We start from the raw sequence: 14,676 nt of genomic DNA, 5'->3' as shown, positions 1-14,676 counted from the left end.
GTTGAGGCGATGGTTTTGGGGGCTGAACGGGAGATGGGCGGGCTTCGAGTTCCCTCTTCTCAGCCCTCGAGCGCCTCTTCCGGCTGGATGGTTCCGGGGCTTGCTGGTCTGCCAACGGCAGCGGGGTTTCCGCTTCGGCGGGATCACGCGGGGCTCGAGCCACGGACGCGACGGGCTCGGTGGGGCTCAGGCCGGGGGCTCGGGGCGCTTCGGGCTCTCGCCGCCGGTACTCGCTGACTTCGCCCTCCCAATCCCCCGCGAAGTAGTCGGGGGTCTCGAAGCGCCCCGGCAGCCGGGGTTCGATGGCGGGGGGTTGCCCCTGGCCGTGGGCGATGAGATGGCTCAGAAAGGGGTTCACGGTCCCACCATCCCCAAATAGAACTGCCGCCGGGCGGGGGAGAGCGTCAGGATGTCCTGCTCGCGCCAGCCGTAGGCTGAGGCCAGGCGATGGACCTCCGCCAGGGTGCGCAGGGCCCAGGCGTTCAGCTCGCGCCACACGAAGGCCACGGCGTCGAAGGGCGCGGCCCAGGCGTGCCTACAGGCCGGGCAGCTCAGCTTGAGTTCGAGGTCGGCCTGGGGATCGGTCTCGGGCAGCCGGTCGGCCACCGCCTCCAGCACCTCCTGCGGTAGTTGCGCGGCCTCCAGGGTCTGCCCTTGGCAGCTCGCCTCCTCGATAGCCCGCAGGGTGAGCGTGCGGGCCGGGTCGGCGCTGCCGAGCGCGCTCGCCAGGTCCTGGCTGGCCAGGGGGCGCAGCCTGAGGCGGTATTCCCCATGCTTGAGGATCTGGCGTGAGGGGCTTTGGCTCAGCCGCAGGTCGGCCACCCGCAGGCTCAGCTCGAGGTGCTCCCCGCAGGCCGGGCAGTGCGCGAGGGCCTCGAGCCTGGGGCCAAACAACGCCTCCCGCGCCGCCAGCAACCGCGCGTCGCGCTCGCCCAGGGGAAGGCGGCTGAGTTCCTGCCAGGAGGCGCCGGGGGTGAGGGCTTGCAGGATCAGCAGGGCCCGTTGCAGAGGCGTGGCCCGCTGGCCCTGCTCCCATACCTCCAGCCAGGTTTGAGCGCCTGGGAACATGGCCTACCTACGGCTCGGTGAAGCTGGGCTCGCTGGGTTCGGTCACCTCGTAGTCGCGCTCCCAGCCCTCGTTCTCCAGCTTGAGGGTCTGGATGGCCACCGCGTTGGCGTTGGCGTCGAGGTCGGGCAGGGCCTGGTACTCCGAGACCCAGCAGCGGAAGATGCGGTAGGCGATGGCCAGTTGCCCGGCCTCGTTGTAGACCTCGAGGATGATGTCCTTGCGGAAGTCCTTGAGCGAGACCTCGGCCCCCAGCCCGGAGCCGAAGTTCCAGACCTTGTTGGCCCACTTCTCGAACTCTTCGTCGTGGGTCACGCCGCGCTCGAGGGTGATGGCCTCGTACTTGGTGCGCCCCGGCGACTTGCGGCTCGTCGAGGGGTCGCCCCCCTCGCGGTGCTCGACGACCTCCGTCGAGCGCTTGAGCGCGCTGACCTTGCTCACCCCCGCCACGTAGCGGCCATCCCACTTGAGGCGGAACTTGAAGTTCTTGTAAGGGTCGAAGCGGGTCGCGTTCACGCTGAATTGGGCCATTGAATACCTCCCTGAGGTTGTACGTCATACGTCTTACGCGATACGTTTCTTTCCGGCGGCTGGCATAGGACGTATGACGCAAGACTCTTACGTCACGCCTGCACCTGCCCCGCCATCTGTTGCAGCTTGACGATGACGAACTCGGCGGGCTTGAGGGGGGCGAAGCCCACCAGGATGTTGACGATGCCGCGGTTGATGTCGTCTTGGGTGGTGGTCTCCTTGTCGCACTTGACGAAGTAGGCCTCGCGCGGGGTGGTGCCGGCGAAAGCCCCCTGGCGGAAGAGGTTGTGCAGGAAGGATCCCACGTTGAGCCGGATCTGCGCCCACAGGGGCTCGTCGTTGGGCTCGAAGACCACCCACTGCAAGCCGCGGTAGAGGCTTTCCTCCAGGTACAGCGCCATGCGCCGCACGGGGATGTACTTCCACTCCGAGGCCAGCCGGTCGGCCCCCTCCAGCGTGCGCGCGCCCCACACCACCCGCCCCACGTTGGGCAAAGCCCGCAGGCAGTTGACCCCCAGCACGTTGAGGTCGCCGTTCTCTTTGTCGGTGAGCGATACACTCAGCTCCGCGACCCCGCTCAGGGTGGCCTCGAGGCCCGCCGGGGCCTTCCAGATGCCCCTCGAGGCGTCGGTGCGGGCCATCACCCCGGCCACCGCGCCGCAGGGAACGAACTCCTCGAGGCGGTTCTCCCTCAAGGGGTCGGGAGCCCTGAGACGGGGGAAGAAGATGGCCGCGTTCTTGTGCCGGGTAAAGCCCGCGATGCCCGACACCGCCGCCGCGCTGTCGGCCCACCGGGGCGCGTCCACGATCAAGAGGGCCCGGCGGTCTTGGCAGAACTGGTGGAAGTTGTCCCAGTCGCCATCGGCGAAGTCGGTGGTGAAGCTGGGCGGAGGCACGCACAATAGGTTGAAGAGGTCGGCCTTGAGCAGCGCGTAGACACCGGTCTTATTGGCCTGTGAGCCGGTGTACTGGTTGAGGGTCAGGGCGTTGCCGTCGCTCCCGGCGGTGACGGTGACCCCGGCCGGGGGTGTGGGGTCGGCCAGGTCGTAGGTGTCGGCGGCGGGCCGGGCGCTGACGCTGCCGCTCACCCGCCACAGCCGCGACTCGCGCTCGAGCAGGCCCCCTATGTAGCGCGGGTTGGCGGGGTTGCTCGAGGCGTTGGGAAAGTTCTCTAAGGTCTCCCCGGCGGCATTCTGCACTTTGAGGTTGAACAGGCTGGTGTCGGCGGGGTCTTTGGTGTTGTGGTCCACCACCAGCTTGAGGGTGTTGGCCCAGGCCCCCTCGTTCTTGGCCTCCAGCGTCAGCGCCCCCGAGATCGCCAGCGAGGCCTTGGTGGCCCCGTTGTGGATGCGCACGATCAGCGCGTCGCTGCCGCCGTTGGCGAAGTAGTGGCGCACCGCGTAACTCAGGGTGCTCTCGAGCCACAGCCCGCCGAAGACCCGCTCGAACTCGCCGAAGCTGCGCACCATCAGTGGATCGTTGACCGGCCCCTGCCGTGCCCGCCCGATGAAGGCGGTGATGGAGGTGGCTACCCCGGTAATGGTGCGCACGCCGCTGGGCAATTCCTCGATATACACCCCTGGATAACTCGGTGTGACTGGCATTGACGCCTCCTTCTGAGTTTTAGGGGAAGACGAAAGGAATATGGGCCTGATTGTGATTGATCCAAGGTTACACCGGCGTTACAGCTTTTTCCCAAAAGCGAGCCACACGCTCGCGCAGCGCTACGGGCCCGCTCGAGCGAACTCACCCGCACCGCGCCTGGAATGCCGCGAACCCTCCTGAAGCCTGTGGGCCATATGGACCTCCCTGAACCGCTGGCCAAAGCTCCCGTAAACCGTCGCTGACCGGACCGGAAAACGCAGCGTCAGGGTGGCCTGGAGCAGGCGGGCAAGTGCGCGATGCGGTCGGTTGCGATGAGTTGGTTCTGTTTCAGGGTAGGCCAGACCCCAGGAGGGTGTCAAGCGATTTCATCTGGGTCGGGCCCGAAAGCAGCAAAGGTAAACGAAAGCTAAACGCGCCCGGCCTTTCTCGAGCACTATTGGCAGGCGGCGAAAAAAGTGGAACAATCCCCTGGGAGAAGTTCATGCGTAAAGAAAACCTTCTGGTAAGCCTGGTTGCCCTCTATATCGCAGCTGAGCTCGTATCCAATGCTACGGCGGGCCGGCTGGTACAGATGGGCACGTGGGTCGTTCCTGGCGCAATTTTCCTCTACTCTCTCACCTTCACCCTGCGCGATGCGGTGCACACGGTGGGGGGGTGGCGGGTCGCTAAGGCCCTGGTGTGGGCTGGCCTGGCGGCCAACGCCCTGCTGGCCCTGTACGGCCTGCTGGTAACCGTGCTGCCCAGGCCCGTCTGGTTCAACGACAGCGCCTATGCCCAGGTCTTCGGCACCACCTTCCGCGTCGTGATCGCCTCCCTGACGGCCTATGGTATCTCCACCTGGCTGGATGCCCTGATCTTCGAGCGCCTGAAGCGATCCATCGCGGGCCGGGTCCTGACGTCCAACCTGGTTTCCACCACGCTGGACACGGTGATCTTCATCACGCTGGCTTTCGCCGGCACGGGGGCTCCGCTGCTGAACCTGATGCTGGGGCAGCTTGTCATCAAAATGCTGGTGAGCACGGTGCTGATCCCCCTGGTCTACTGGGTGCGCAATACCCTACGCGCGCAGGGGCTGGCGCTGGAGGGGTACTAAAGCCTTATGGACGAGTTCTGGCTTCCTCGCAGTGGGCCCATGCCCAGGCCCAAATCCCTGGAAGAAGCCCGCCGGGTGCTGGCGCACGAGGCTTTCAGGGCACCCAACATCACCCAGGTGACCCTCGAGGCCACCGAGTTCACCTCCATATGCCCCCGCTCTGGCCAGCCCGACTTCGGCCGGGTTCGCATTTCCTATGTTCCCCGGGAAAAATGCATCGAGAGCAAGTCGCTGAAGTTCTACCTGTGGGCCTACCGCGATGAGCCCGCCTTCTGCGAGGAACTCACCGCCCGCATCGCCGATGACATCGTGGCTGCCATCGACCCGGCCTGGCTCGAGGTGACCCTGGAGCAGAACCCTCGAGGAGCCATCGGGATCGTGGTCACCGCCGTGCGCGGGCAGAAACCCTGACCTCAGCAGCCTCATCGATTAATCGCCAGACAGGGGTTTTCGCTACATTTTTCATAATCCTGGCTTGGAATTTAGGAGTTGATTATGTTATAATCCTAATAGTAAGCAATAAATATGTATTAGACCGAGGATGGCCGATTATTTCCGGCTTACCTGGCCAACAGGAGGCTGCTATGCGGCAGCAAATTGACTCCTCTCACGAACAGGGCAAGCCAGCTAAAGCTGAACGTCGGGCTGCCAGGCCCAAGCGTCTGCCGCCTGAGCTGGACGAACCTTTTCCGGGCTCGAGCGAGTGGTTCGCTGGATGGCGGACGAGACTCCGAACCCCCGGCACGTTTAGGAGGGGAAAACCCTAGAAGCGTGGGGAAGCCACTTTTCCTATGCCCACTGACGGCAGTTTGTAGGAACCACTGCCAGCGGCCTGGTTTTCCATGTCGTTGCCGATGTCGGCCACCCGGGGTCTGATGCAGCCCCTCGCGGAGACTAACTCGAGAGGTGAGGACTTACCAACGTGCTGGGAGGATCACCCCTCCGGTGGGATGTTTTGATTCAGCCGGAAGAGGTTGGCGGGGTCATAGCGACGCTTAACTGCGACCAGCCGCTCCCAAGTTGATCCCGGATAGGCCGCGCGAACCCGCTCTACCCCCTCGTTCCCGAGGAAGTTGACATAGACGCCGCCGTCCCCCTGGCGCAGGGCCGCCGCGAAGCCCCGGACCCAGGCTTCCTGCTCGACCCGGTCGTGAGGGCCGTAGAAGGCAGCGACGTTGACCATGATGCGGCTGTCGCGGTGGGCGAAGGCGGTGGCCTCCGCTGGGACGCGGGCCATCGCCCCACCCAACACCCGTAACTGCGCCACCCGCATGGCGGCGGTGGAGGAGCGAAGGTGCTCGAGAATCGTCTGGGCCACGGAGCGATCGACGGTATCGATGAACATCGTGCGCGACACTGCTGTAGGGTGGTAGCCCTCCTCTTCCGGTGGGTAGAGCTCGGGGTAACGCATGCGCCGAACCATATCGACGATCGGCGTGGCCAGGGACCGAAGCGGCGCGATGGCGCGCTCGCCAGCCTCGGCGTCGCCCGCGTAGGCCATCAGGGCCATTACCACGAGCTGGCCATGGTATTCGGCACTCACGAAGGGCATGGGCGGGGCGGGCATGACGTTGACGATGGCCGAGAACTCCTCGGGCGCAGCCTCGGCCTCGGCGATGAAGCCGGCAATGACCTCGGGCGTGGCCGGCAACAGCAACATCCCGCCCACGATTGTGTCCACCACGTGTAGTCGGAACTTGAAGCGGGTCACCACGCCAAAGTTGCCCCCGCCCCCACGAATCGCCCAGAAGAGGTCGGGGTGCTTCTCCTCGTCCACGTGCAGGAGTTTTCCCTCCGCAGTCACCACCTCGGCGGCCAGCAGGCTGTCGATGGTGAGGCCGTGTTTGCGCACCAGGTAGCCCACTCCGCCCCCCAGGGTGATCCCCCCGATTCCCACTGAGCCGGTATCGCCGAACCCGGTTGCCAGACCGTGCGCCCCGGTCGCCACCGTGTATTCGCCCGCGGTCAACCCGGCCTCGGCCCAGGCGGTGCGTCCCGCCACGTCGATGTCCAGCGCCTTCATGTCCCGCAGGTCGAGCACGATCCCCCCGTCAGAGCTGCTGTGGCCGGCGGCGCTGTGCCCCCCGCTGCGGACGGCGAGCTCGAGCCCGGTCTCCTGGGCCAGCGAGATGGTGCGCGCGACGTCGTCGGCGTTGGCGGCCCGGATAATCACCGCCGGGCGGAGGTCAAAGCCGCCCATGAAGACGGTGCGGGCTTGGCCGTAATCGGCGTCCTCCGGCCCGATCACCCGGCCATCGAAGGCGCTGCGGAGCTGTGGAATCGAGAGGGCAGGGTTGATTGCGGACGAAGTGAACTGATTCTCCTTGTCCATGTGATTTCTCCTGTTCTGGGGATAGAAGTCAAAGCGTGAAACGCGGGCGAAGCCAGTGTGAACGGAGGGTGAATGTCGAAGCTCCATGAGTAACCCGTGATGCCGGTCGTGCTCGAGCTCATATACGTCAGTCGTCCCCCGCGAACGCCGCATGGGTCTCGCCGTGGGTCGGCACGGCAGCCTCGCCAGGCGCCACGCGCCGGAGGAAGAAAGACAGCACCAGGGCCAGCACGGCGATTCCTGCCGAGACCGCGAAGGCTGCGTGCAAGCCGGTGATCTGAGCCACTTCGGGCGAGGCCACCGCGCGCAGGCTGGCGGCGCGGCTGGTCATGATGGTCACGAGCAAGGCCGTCCCCACCGCTCCGGCGACCATTTGCAGGGTGCTCATGATGGCGCTGCCGTGGGAGTAGAGGTGGCCGGGCAGGGGGTTGAGGCCGGTGGTCATCACTGGAGTGAAGAGCAGGGCCAGCCCCAGGCACAGCAGCAAGTGCAGGGCCAGCAGCAACCCCACCGGCGTACTCGCCCCGACGGTACCGAAGCCCCAGAGGGTCAGGCTCAGGAGCAGCGCCCCGGTGCTGGTCAGCGCGACGGGGCCGCGGCGGTCGAAGAGCTTGCCCACGGTGGGAGCCGCCAGACCCATCAGCAATCCGCCGGGGAGCAGCAGCAGGCCGGTCTCGAGCGAGCCTAGGTCTCGGATGTTTTGCAGGTAGATCGGCAGCAGAATGGCCCCGCCGAACAGCGCCATCATGGCGATCATGATGATCACGAGGCTGAGGCTGAACATCGGATGGCGGAAAACCCGCAGGTCCAAAAGTGGGGTGCTCTGCCTTTGCAGTGCCAGTTGCCGCCAGACGAAAACGGCGAGGCTCACCCCTCCGATCGCCAGCGCTGTTGCAACGCGGGGGCTGCTCCAGCCTTCCGGGCCTTCGCCCGCGCTGCTGAAGCCATAGACCAGCCCACCGAAACCCGCTGCCGACAGCAGCACCGAGGCCAGGTCCAGCCTTCCCGGACGCGGCTCTGCGACGTTTACCAGCCGCCAGGCCCCGTAGGCCAGGGTGAGCAGGGCCACCGGCAGGACCAGCAGGAACATGAAGCGCCACGACAGCGCCTCGAGGATCAGCCCCGAGAGGGTGGGCCCGATGGCCGGCGCGACCGAGATGACGATGCTGATGTTTCCCATCACCGCCCCGCGCCGCTCCACGGGCACCAGAGCCAGGACGGTGGTGATCAAGAGGGGCAGCATCAGCGCGGTGCCCGAAGCCTGCACGATGCGCCCGGCCAGCAGCAACTCGAAGTCGGGAGCTAAGCCCGCGACCAGGGTGCCCAGGCTGAACAGTCCCATCGCCGCCAGAAAGACGGCGCGGGTGCTGAAGCGCTGGATGATGAAGCCGGTCATGGGGATCACCACGGCCATGGTCAGCATGAAGGCGGTCGCCAGCCACTGCACGGTGTTAGCGCTGACGCTGAGTTCGACCATCAGCTTAGGCAGCGCCACGTTCATGATGGTCTCGTTGAGGATGACCACGAAGGTGGCGATGAGCAGGGCAAAGATGATGCCCCGGTCACGGCTGGAGAGCTGGTATTCGTTGCGGTCTTGAGTAGCGCTCATGAGAAGTCCTTATGGGTAAAAGTGGTTTTGAATACCGGGTGATTTGCCAGGGTAATGGCAGGTGGCTCAGGTCGCGCAGCATGGGCTCGAGCCTAGCCAAGCCTCCCCAGCGCCGCATTGGGCCGAAGTCCCAGTTTGCCCTCCGCCGAAAGTCCTAGACCCCACCGCTGGGAGCGCGAGCCGCGGTAGCCTCCTGTTCCTCCTGCCATAGGTGGCTTCCATGACCCCCCCGAGCGAGATAAGTAGCGCGGCTGTGACTTTTCTCATCCCAATCCTCCATACCTTGCGTTTGAACGGCTGGGGCTGCAAGATCGTCGTGCAGGGCCATGACAGAAGCCGATTATCTTTTGGGGTAATTGGGTTGGCATTATCCCCCTGTCATTGTTCCTTCCCGTCCGTCCTGAAACTAGATCATATTTCTGCCCCCGTATTTCGATAGTAACATAATGAACTCCTAAATTGCAACCCATGGATATAAAAATCGTAGTGAAGCTCACCGCGCCACTTCTGCCTCATCTACGCCCGTCACGCACCTTGTATCTGGGGGCGCGATTCCCCTGGCCCCGACGGCGTTTGGGTTCTATGCCTTGCCTCGAGGGATGTGAGGAGCACTCTAAAAACCCGTCCGGAAGCCTGGTGCAAGCTGCGAAAAATGGCTTCCGGACGGGTTTCCCTTTGGTGGGCGGTAGTGGACTCGAACCACCGACCTCACGCTTATCAGGCGTGTGCTCTAACCAGCTGAGCTAACCGCCCGTGCGAAGTCCCTCGTGGGACAGCGTCCCCTAATATAGCGAAGCCCTCTGGCTTGGTCAAGTAAGCCGGGCTGAGGAGCCCCGCTTGCCTCAGAAGCGGACTCCCGCGCTGAGCCGCAGCAGGGGGCTGAACTCGAGCACCGTCACGTTGCCCAAGTCGGTGCTCGTGATCCGCAGGCCGCCCTCCAGGCCCATTTCAATGGGCCCCTCCGACATTCGGTAGCCTCCCGTGAGGCCCAGGGTGGTTACGAAAGTGCCGATGGAGTTTTCGATCAGCAAGCCGCCACCCGCTCGGATTGCGCCAAATAGCCCGGTGCGGTCGTAGTTGGAGTAGATTGCTCCCCCACCTTCGATCAGGACGCCGTACCGCGGGCCGCTCAGCAGCATTTCCAGGTCGAGGAGGTAGGCCACGCTTCCCCTGGGGTAGACCCGCAGGCTGGGGTCGAGCCACTCCAGCTCGGCCCCCAGGCTGCCCGCGAAGCCGTAGGACACGGTGGTGCCCAACCCGAAGCTGCCCCGCAGGCTGGCCCATCCATCCTGGGCCAGCGCACCGCCCAGGGCCAGCATTGCCACGACCACCAGAGACTTCAACGCACGCTTCATCGTGCCCATGCTACAAGAGACTTCTGCAGAAGTCGTCGATAGCCGAATAGCTAGGCCAGGAATGCTAAACCCCCGAAGCGGAAGGAGAGTAGAATCAAGGGCAATGATACGCATTCTGCTCGCCGATGATCACGCCCTGTTCCGCCAGGGCTTACGGAGCTTGCTCGAGGCCGAAGCCGACTTCCGGGTGATCGGGGAGGCCAAAGATGGGCGCGAGGCGCTGCGCCACGCCCTCGAGGCCCGGCCCGACATCATCCTCATGGACATTCAGATGCCCGGCCTCGACGGGGTGCAGGCCACACAGGAGATCCTGCGGGAGTGGCCCCAGGCCAAGGTCATCATGCTGACGATGTACCGCCAGGATGCCTACGTCTTCGAGGCCGTCAAGACCGGGGCACGGGGCTACTTGCTCAAGGACGCCGACGCCAAGGAGCTGCTCGAGGCCATCCGCCGGGTGCAGGCTGGGGAAGTGCTGCTCGACGCGGAGATGGCCGAGCAGATCATCCAGGACTTCAAGAGCAAGCACGAGTCCACGCCTAAGCCCCACGCCGAACTCTCCGACCGCGAGGTGCAGATCCTCAAGCTCGTGGCCCAGGGCTACACCAACCTCGAGATCGCCAGCGAACTCTCCCTCTCCGAGAAGACCGTGCGCAACCGCCTCTCAGACATCTTCCAGAAGCTTCACCTCAACAACCGCACCCAGGCTGCCCTCTACGCCCTGCGGGAAGGGCTGGCCGAGTCGGGCGAGGGTGAATGAGTGCCCAGGCTGTACACCTAGACCCCCGTTCCCTGCTGCTCGAGTTCGGCCCGCTGGCCGGGGAGCGCGAGCGGGGGGAGTGGGTGGTGAGGCGGCTGGAGGAACTGGGCTTCACCCCCCAGCGCGACGAACTGGGCAACGTCTGGGCCGGGCAGGGGTCGTTGCTGCTGGTGGCCCACATCGACACCGTGCTGACCCCCGCTCCCGTGCGGCAGCAGGGTGAGAAGTGGTTCGCCCCGGCGGTGGGGGACAACTCAGCGGGCGTGGCCGTGCTAATTTCGCTGGCTCCGCTGCTGCTGCCGCTGGGGATCGGGCTGGGCTTCAGCGTGGGGGAAGAGGGCTTGGGCAACCTCAAGGGGGCCCGGGCGCTGGTGGCGAGGCTCACCCCGCGCATGGTGGTGGCGGTGGACGGCTACATGCCCGGCGTGGTCACCGAGGCGGTGGGCTCGGTGCGGCTGCGGGGGTTGTTCGTGGGGCCGGGCGGGCACGCCTGGGGCGACCGTGCCAATCCCAGCCCTATGCCCGCTCTAGGGCAGGCCATTGCCGCGCTGTACGAGTTGAAGCAGCACGAGGACATGAGCGTGAACGTGGGCCGGGTGTGGGGCGGGGAGGCCATCAACGCCATCCCGGCGGAAGTGGGTTTCGAGCTCGACCTCCGCGCCAGCAAGGCGGCGATGCTGGAGCAGCTCGAGGCCCAGGCCCGCGAGGTGCTGATGGCTGCGGCCCAGAAGCAAGGGGTGAGGCTCGAGCTCGAGGTCCTGGGCCGTCGCCCAGCGGGGAGCACGGCTACGCCCGAGATGCAGCGGGCGGCCCGGCAAGCCCTGGCCGAGGTGGGCCAGGAAGTGCGCTGGCTCTCGGGCTCCACCGACGCCTCCGCGGCGGTTGAGGTGGGTATTCCTGCGCTGGCCTTCGGCACCTATCGGGGTGGGGGCGCCCACACTCCGGAGGAGTGGGTGGAGCCGGAATCGCTGGTGGAAGGGGCCAGGGCGCTGTGGGCGCTGGTACGCAGCCTGCGCGGGGCGTAGGGTGCTCAGAGGTCAAACACCCAAAGACAGCTTGTGGGAAGGGCTTTCCACGAACCACACGCCACAGATCACTTTCGCTGGAACTCTGGCTCTGCCAAGGTCAGCCCGGCCCAAATTGACCCTGGCCATAACCCGGTAGACTGGTTCATGGCCCCGAAGGTACAGATCCATAACCTCATCGCCAGGACGCACACCGTCAAGGCGGGCACTTTTCCGGTGCGGACTTACCTCGAGCATCCCCACGGCCTCTACGTCGAGCGCCCCTTCTACAACCACCCCCTCTACCGGCACTGGCAGGCCCACATCCTGCCGGCTTTGGGCTGGCAGATTTGCCGCTTCACGCCGCACGAAGGCGAGCACTGGTGCGAGTATTACGTGGACATGGTCAGCGTCAGGCGCGAAGGGCACATCTGGAGCGTACAGGACCTCTACCTCGACCTCGGGATTACCAAAGACCGCAAGCTGCTGGTGCTCGACACCGACGAGCTGTTTGCCGCCGTGGGGCAGGGACTGATCTCCCTCGAGCAAGCCGCCAGCTCGACTGCTTCACTGCACGAACTCATCAACCGGCTGGCCGAGCACGACAACGACCTCCCGGCCATGCTGAGCCTCCGAGGGATCGAGCTGGAGTGGCGCCTCGAGACGGTGCCCTGAGAGCGGTTTATCCCGCGCTGTCGGGCTCATCCCACAGCCTGCGCTCGGCTTCGGCGTTCTCCTGGTGGAGCTTGAGGATCTGCTCGTTGCCCCGCGCGCTGGCGCTCTCGAGGTAGCTCAGGCGCAGCAATTCGGCAGCACTCATGCCATCACGGGTGTTCTTCACCCGGCGCTTGCGGCGGAACTCGCCGGAATCCATCTGGAGCACGCTGCGGTTGGACAGCGAGCTGACCTGGCGGTAGATGCTGCCCTCCCCGCCATGCTTGACCACGATGGACATGAAGCGCTTGCGCGACTCGACGCTTTCCAACCGAGCAGCCAGCCAGCGGCGATGCTCGGGCGAGGGGCTGCGTTCGGCGACCTCGGCGGCGAGCTGGATGTCACCCTCGAGGTAGCGTCGCAACAGGTCGCGGGCCTTGCTGCGCCAGCGCCGGGCCTCGGGGGTTTCCAGGGCAAAGCTCAGGCTCACGAAGTCGCCGTAGCTCAGCACCGCTTCACGGCCCTTGCCGAAGTTGTGGAAGCGAGGCTCGAGGCCGTGCTGCTGCAGGATTTCTTGCAGGCGTTCGGGGCTCCCCTCCAGACCCAGCCCCACCAGGGCATCGCTGGCGCTGATCCGCCCATCCGGCGTGCTGCGAACCTGGACCTTGCCCAGCCGGACACTCTGAGGGGTTCGGGCCATGACATTGTTCATAGCCAAAAGTATAGTACTGATTATGTTATAAACATACTACCTGGCTCTCAATTCGGGCAGTACGCGCCTGGTCCAAAAGCATCCCCCCTCATTGAGCGTTTGGCCTTTAGCATATAGCCTGTAGTTTGTGCGTCTTTTACGGTTGCGGCAGAGCAACTTTCGCAATCTGGTGACCGCCGAATTCGCGCCGGGGCCGGGGCTTTCCACGCTGGTGGGGGGCAATGCCCAGGGGAAGAGCAACCTCCTCGAGGCCATCTTCCTGGCACTGGGCGGTGAGCTCAAGAACGGCATGATGGAGCGGGTGCGCTTTGGCCAGAGCGAGGCCCGTCTGCTGGCCGAGGTGGAGACCACCTTCGGCCACAGCCGCCTCGAGACCCGCCTCTCGCAAGGCGGGCGCGAGGTCTACCTCAACGAATCCTCGGCCAGCCTGCGTGAGCTGGCGCAGCTTCCCGGCGCGGTGCTGCTGGGACCAGACGACCTCGAGCTCGTGCTGGGCGCCCCCGAGGAGCGCCGCCGCTTCCTCGACCTGCTGCTCTCGCGCTTTTCGGCCCGTTATCGCGCGCTCCTGTCGCAGTACAACCGGGCCTTGCAGCAGCGCAACGCCCTCTTGAAGATGGGCGGGGCGGGGATCGGGGTGTGGAATCAGGAACTCGTCAAGTACGGCACCGAGATCCTCAGCCTGCGCCGGCGCATCCTGGGCAGGCTCAAGCCGCTGGCCCGCGACGCCTACAGCGAGCTGGCTCCCGGCGAGCTGGGCCTCGAGCTCTTCGAGAGCGTAGACCCCGAGCACTTCATGCAGGCCCTGGAGAATGGCCTGCAAGACGACCTCCAGCGGGGTGCCACTTCGGTGGGGCCGCACCGCGACGACCTGAGCATCCTTCTGGGCGGCCTCGAGGCCGGGAAGTATGCCAGCCGGGGCGAGGCCCGCAGCGTTGCCCTGGCCCTGCGCCTGGCCGAGCACCGCCTGCTGTGGGCGCACCACGACGAAGCCCCGCTGCTGCTGGTGGACGAGTGGCACACCGAGCTCGACGCCCGCCGCCGCCAGGCTTTGCTCAATTACGCCCAGAGCCTGCCTCAGGCCATCCTGGCGGGGCTCGAGGCGCCCAGCATCGGCAGGATGATCCCCATCGAGGCCGGAGTGTGGGGCTGATGTCATGCGGGCATCAGCAAACGCAGCCCTCCGACCAGGGCCAGCAAGAGCACCATGAGCTCGAAGACCCGCTGGTGGATGCGCCGCAGCATCCAGCGGCCCAGCAGCGCTCCGGCCAGCACCAGCGGCACCAGCAGCAGGTTGAAGCGCAGGGAATCCCAGGTGATGAGCCCCAGGTTGGTGGCGAAGGGCACCTTGAAGCTGTTGATCGCCAGGAAGAACCAGGCGTTGACCACCACGAACTCGAGCTTGCCCATGCGCATCGCCAGCAGGTAGAAGGCCATGAAGGGCCCCGCCGCGTTGGCGATCATGGTGGTGATGCCCGCCGCCGTGCCCATGCTGGCAGCGAAAGCCCTCGAGTTGCTGGAGGGCAGAGGGCTCGAGCCCCACACGAGGCGCTGAGCGAGTTGGTAGAGCGTCATGCCCACGATCAGCACGCCGATGATCAGCCGGAGCTGGGCGTTGTCGATGCGACCCAGCAGTCCCCAGCCCAACAGCACGCCCAGGGCAGTCCAGGGGAAGATGCGCAGCAAGAGCCGCCAGTCCGGGGGCTTGCGCAGCAGGCTCACCGCCAGCACGTCGGCGCAGATCAGCACCGGCAGCAGGGCGCCGGTGGACTCACGGGCGGGGAAAAGCTGGGCGAAGAGGGCGACGGCCAGGGTCACCCCGCCGGGAAGGCCCGTCTTGGAGGCTCCCACGATCAGCGCGGCCAGGGCAGCCAGGAACCAGTCGAAGGGGCTCAACGCCAGCACGCCTGATTCTATGGGGTTGGGTTGAGCCTTAATCCACTGCCACCTCCCTGGATGGG

General features: G+C 65.6%; 15 protein-coding genes and 1 tRNA gene. 7 read left to right on the top strand and 9 right to left on the bottom strand.

What is annotated here, in order from left to right; genetic code table 11:
• A partial coding sequence (locus Mrose_RS18550) for a hypothetical protein (protein ID WP_220452277.1) occupies nt 1–379 on the top strand: 379 nt, incomplete at its 5' end.
• Here the strand turns inward: Mrose_RS18550 and Mrose_RS03760 are convergent.
• The 3 genes from Mrose_RS03760 to Mrose_RS03750 all read right to left on the bottom strand — a co-directional run bounded on the left by Mrose_RS03760 (nt 355) and on the right by Mrose_RS03750 (nt 3,201).
• Nucleotides 355–1,068, bottom strand: coding sequence for a T4 family baseplate hub assembly chaperone (locus tag Mrose_RS03760; protein WP_119276092.1), 714 nt, complete (start codon nt 1,066–1,068; stop codon nt 355–357). The two genes, Mrose_RS18550 and Mrose_RS03760, sit on opposite strands and share 25 nt — an antisense overlap.
• Nucleotides 1,069–1,075: 7 nt before the next feature.
• Entirely contained in the window at nt 1,076–1,597 is a 522-nt protein-coding gene (locus Mrose_RS03755) for a phage tail protein (RefSeq protein ID WP_119276091.1), read from the bottom strand.
• A 92-nt stretch (nt 1,598–1,689) separates the two neighbouring features.
• Nucleotides 1,690–3,201, bottom strand: a complete 1,512-nt coding sequence (locus Mrose_RS03750) for a phage tail sheath family protein (RefSeq protein WP_119276090.1) — start codon at nt 3,199–3,201, stop codon at nt 1,690–1,692.
• Nucleotides 3,202–3,683: 482 nt separating this feature from the next.
• Here Mrose_RS03750 and Mrose_RS03745 point away from each other — a divergent pair, with 482 nt between their 5' ends.
• Both Mrose_RS03745 and queF read left to right on the top strand, forming a co-directional pair.
• Nucleotides 3,684–4,295 carry a queuosine precursor transporter gene (locus tag Mrose_RS03745; RefSeq protein ID WP_119276089.1) on the top strand — a complete coding sequence of 204 codons (612 nt, stop codon included), beginning with the start codon at nt 3,684–3,686 and terminating at the stop codon, nt 4,293–4,295.
• Between the two features lie 6 nt (nt 4,296–4,301).
• Nucleotides 4,302–4,706 (top strand): preQ(1) synthase, encoded by a 405-nt coding sequence (gene queF, locus Mrose_RS03740; RefSeq protein WP_119276088.1) that lies wholly within the window; start codon nt 4,302–4,304, stop codon nt 4,704–4,706.
• 523 nt (nt 4,707–5,229) lie between these two features.
• Here the strand turns inward: queF and Mrose_RS03735 are convergent.
• The 4 genes from Mrose_RS03735 to Mrose_RS03720 all read right to left on the bottom strand — a co-directional run bounded on the left by Mrose_RS03735 (nt 5,230) and on the right by Mrose_RS03720 (nt 9,591).
• Nucleotides 5,230–6,627 (bottom strand): FAD-binding oxidoreductase, encoded by a 1,398-nt coding sequence (locus Mrose_RS03735; RefSeq protein WP_119276087.1) that lies wholly within the window; start codon nt 6,625–6,627, stop codon nt 5,230–5,232.
• Nucleotides 6,628–6,754: 127 nt separating this feature from the next.
• Nucleotides 6,755–8,236 (bottom strand): MDR family MFS transporter, encoded by a 1,482-nt coding sequence (locus tag Mrose_RS03730; RefSeq protein WP_119276086.1) that lies wholly within the window; start codon nt 8,234–8,236, stop codon nt 6,755–6,757.
• Nucleotides 8,237–8,912: 676 nt separating this feature from the next.
• Nucleotides 8,913–8,989: transfer RNA gene (locus tag Mrose_RS03725), tRNA-Ile, on the bottom strand.
• A gap of 89 nt (nt 8,990–9,078) precedes the next feature.
• Nucleotides 9,079–9,591 (bottom strand): hypothetical protein, encoded by a 513-nt coding sequence (locus Mrose_RS03720; RefSeq protein ID WP_119276085.1) that lies wholly within the window; start codon nt 9,589–9,591, stop codon nt 9,079–9,081.
• Nucleotides 9,592–9,694: 103 nt separating this feature from the next.
• On the opposite strand from Mrose_RS03720, the gene Mrose_RS03715 reads away from it, so the two are divergent.
• From Mrose_RS03715 to Mrose_RS03705, 3 genes are all read left to right on the top strand, one after another.
• The gene (locus Mrose_RS03715) at nt 9,695–10,348 is read left to right on the top strand and encodes a response regulator transcription factor (RefSeq protein ID WP_119276084.1); all 654 of its coding nucleotides are present in this window, start codon (nt 9,695–9,697) and stop codon (nt 10,346–10,348) included.
• Nucleotides 10,345–11,373 (top strand): M20/M25/M40 family metallo-hydrolase, encoded by a 1,029-nt coding sequence (locus Mrose_RS03710; RefSeq protein WP_119276083.1) that lies wholly within the window; start codon nt 10,345–10,347, stop codon nt 11,371–11,373. Before Mrose_RS03715 ends, Mrose_RS03710 begins: the two co-directional genes overlap by 4 nt.
• Before the next feature lie 147 nt (nt 11,374–11,520).
• A complete protein-coding gene (locus Mrose_RS03705; protein WP_119276082.1) occupies nt 11,521–12,027 on the top strand; it encodes a DUF402 domain-containing protein in 507 nt (168 codons plus the stop codon).
• A 7-nt stretch (nt 12,028–12,034) separates the two neighbouring features.
• Here the strand turns inward: Mrose_RS03705 and ddrC are convergent, their stop codons facing one another.
• Nucleotides 12,035–12,718, bottom strand: a complete 684-nt coding sequence (gene ddrC / locus Mrose_RS03700) for a DNA damage response protein DdrC (protein WP_220452276.1) — start codon at nt 12,716–12,718, stop codon at nt 12,035–12,037.
• 127 nt (nt 12,719–12,845) lie between these two features.
• Between ddrC and recF the strand changes: the two genes are divergently transcribed.
• Complete coding sequence (gene recF / locus Mrose_RS03695; protein ID WP_119276081.1) at nt 12,846–13,868, top strand: DNA replication/repair protein RecF; 1,023 nt, start codon at nt 12,846–12,848, stop codon at nt 13,866–13,868.
• A gap of 2 nt (nt 13,869–13,870) precedes the next feature.
• Here the strand turns inward: recF and Mrose_RS03690 are convergent, their stop codons facing one another.
• The gene (locus Mrose_RS03690) at nt 13,871–14,620 is read right to left on the bottom strand and encodes a sulfite exporter TauE/SafE family protein (RefSeq protein WP_182482660.1); all 750 of its coding nucleotides are present in this window, start codon (nt 14,618–14,620) and stop codon (nt 13,871–13,873) included.
• Nucleotides 14,621–14,676 lie beyond the last annotated feature (56 nt).

The sequence above is a fragment of the Calidithermus roseus genome, from assembly GCF_003574095.1.
Classification (GTDB): Bacteria; Deinococcota; Deinococci; order Deinococcales; family Thermaceae; genus Calidithermus; species Calidithermus roseus.
This window is presented reverse-complemented; position numbering and strand designations above follow the sequence as displayed.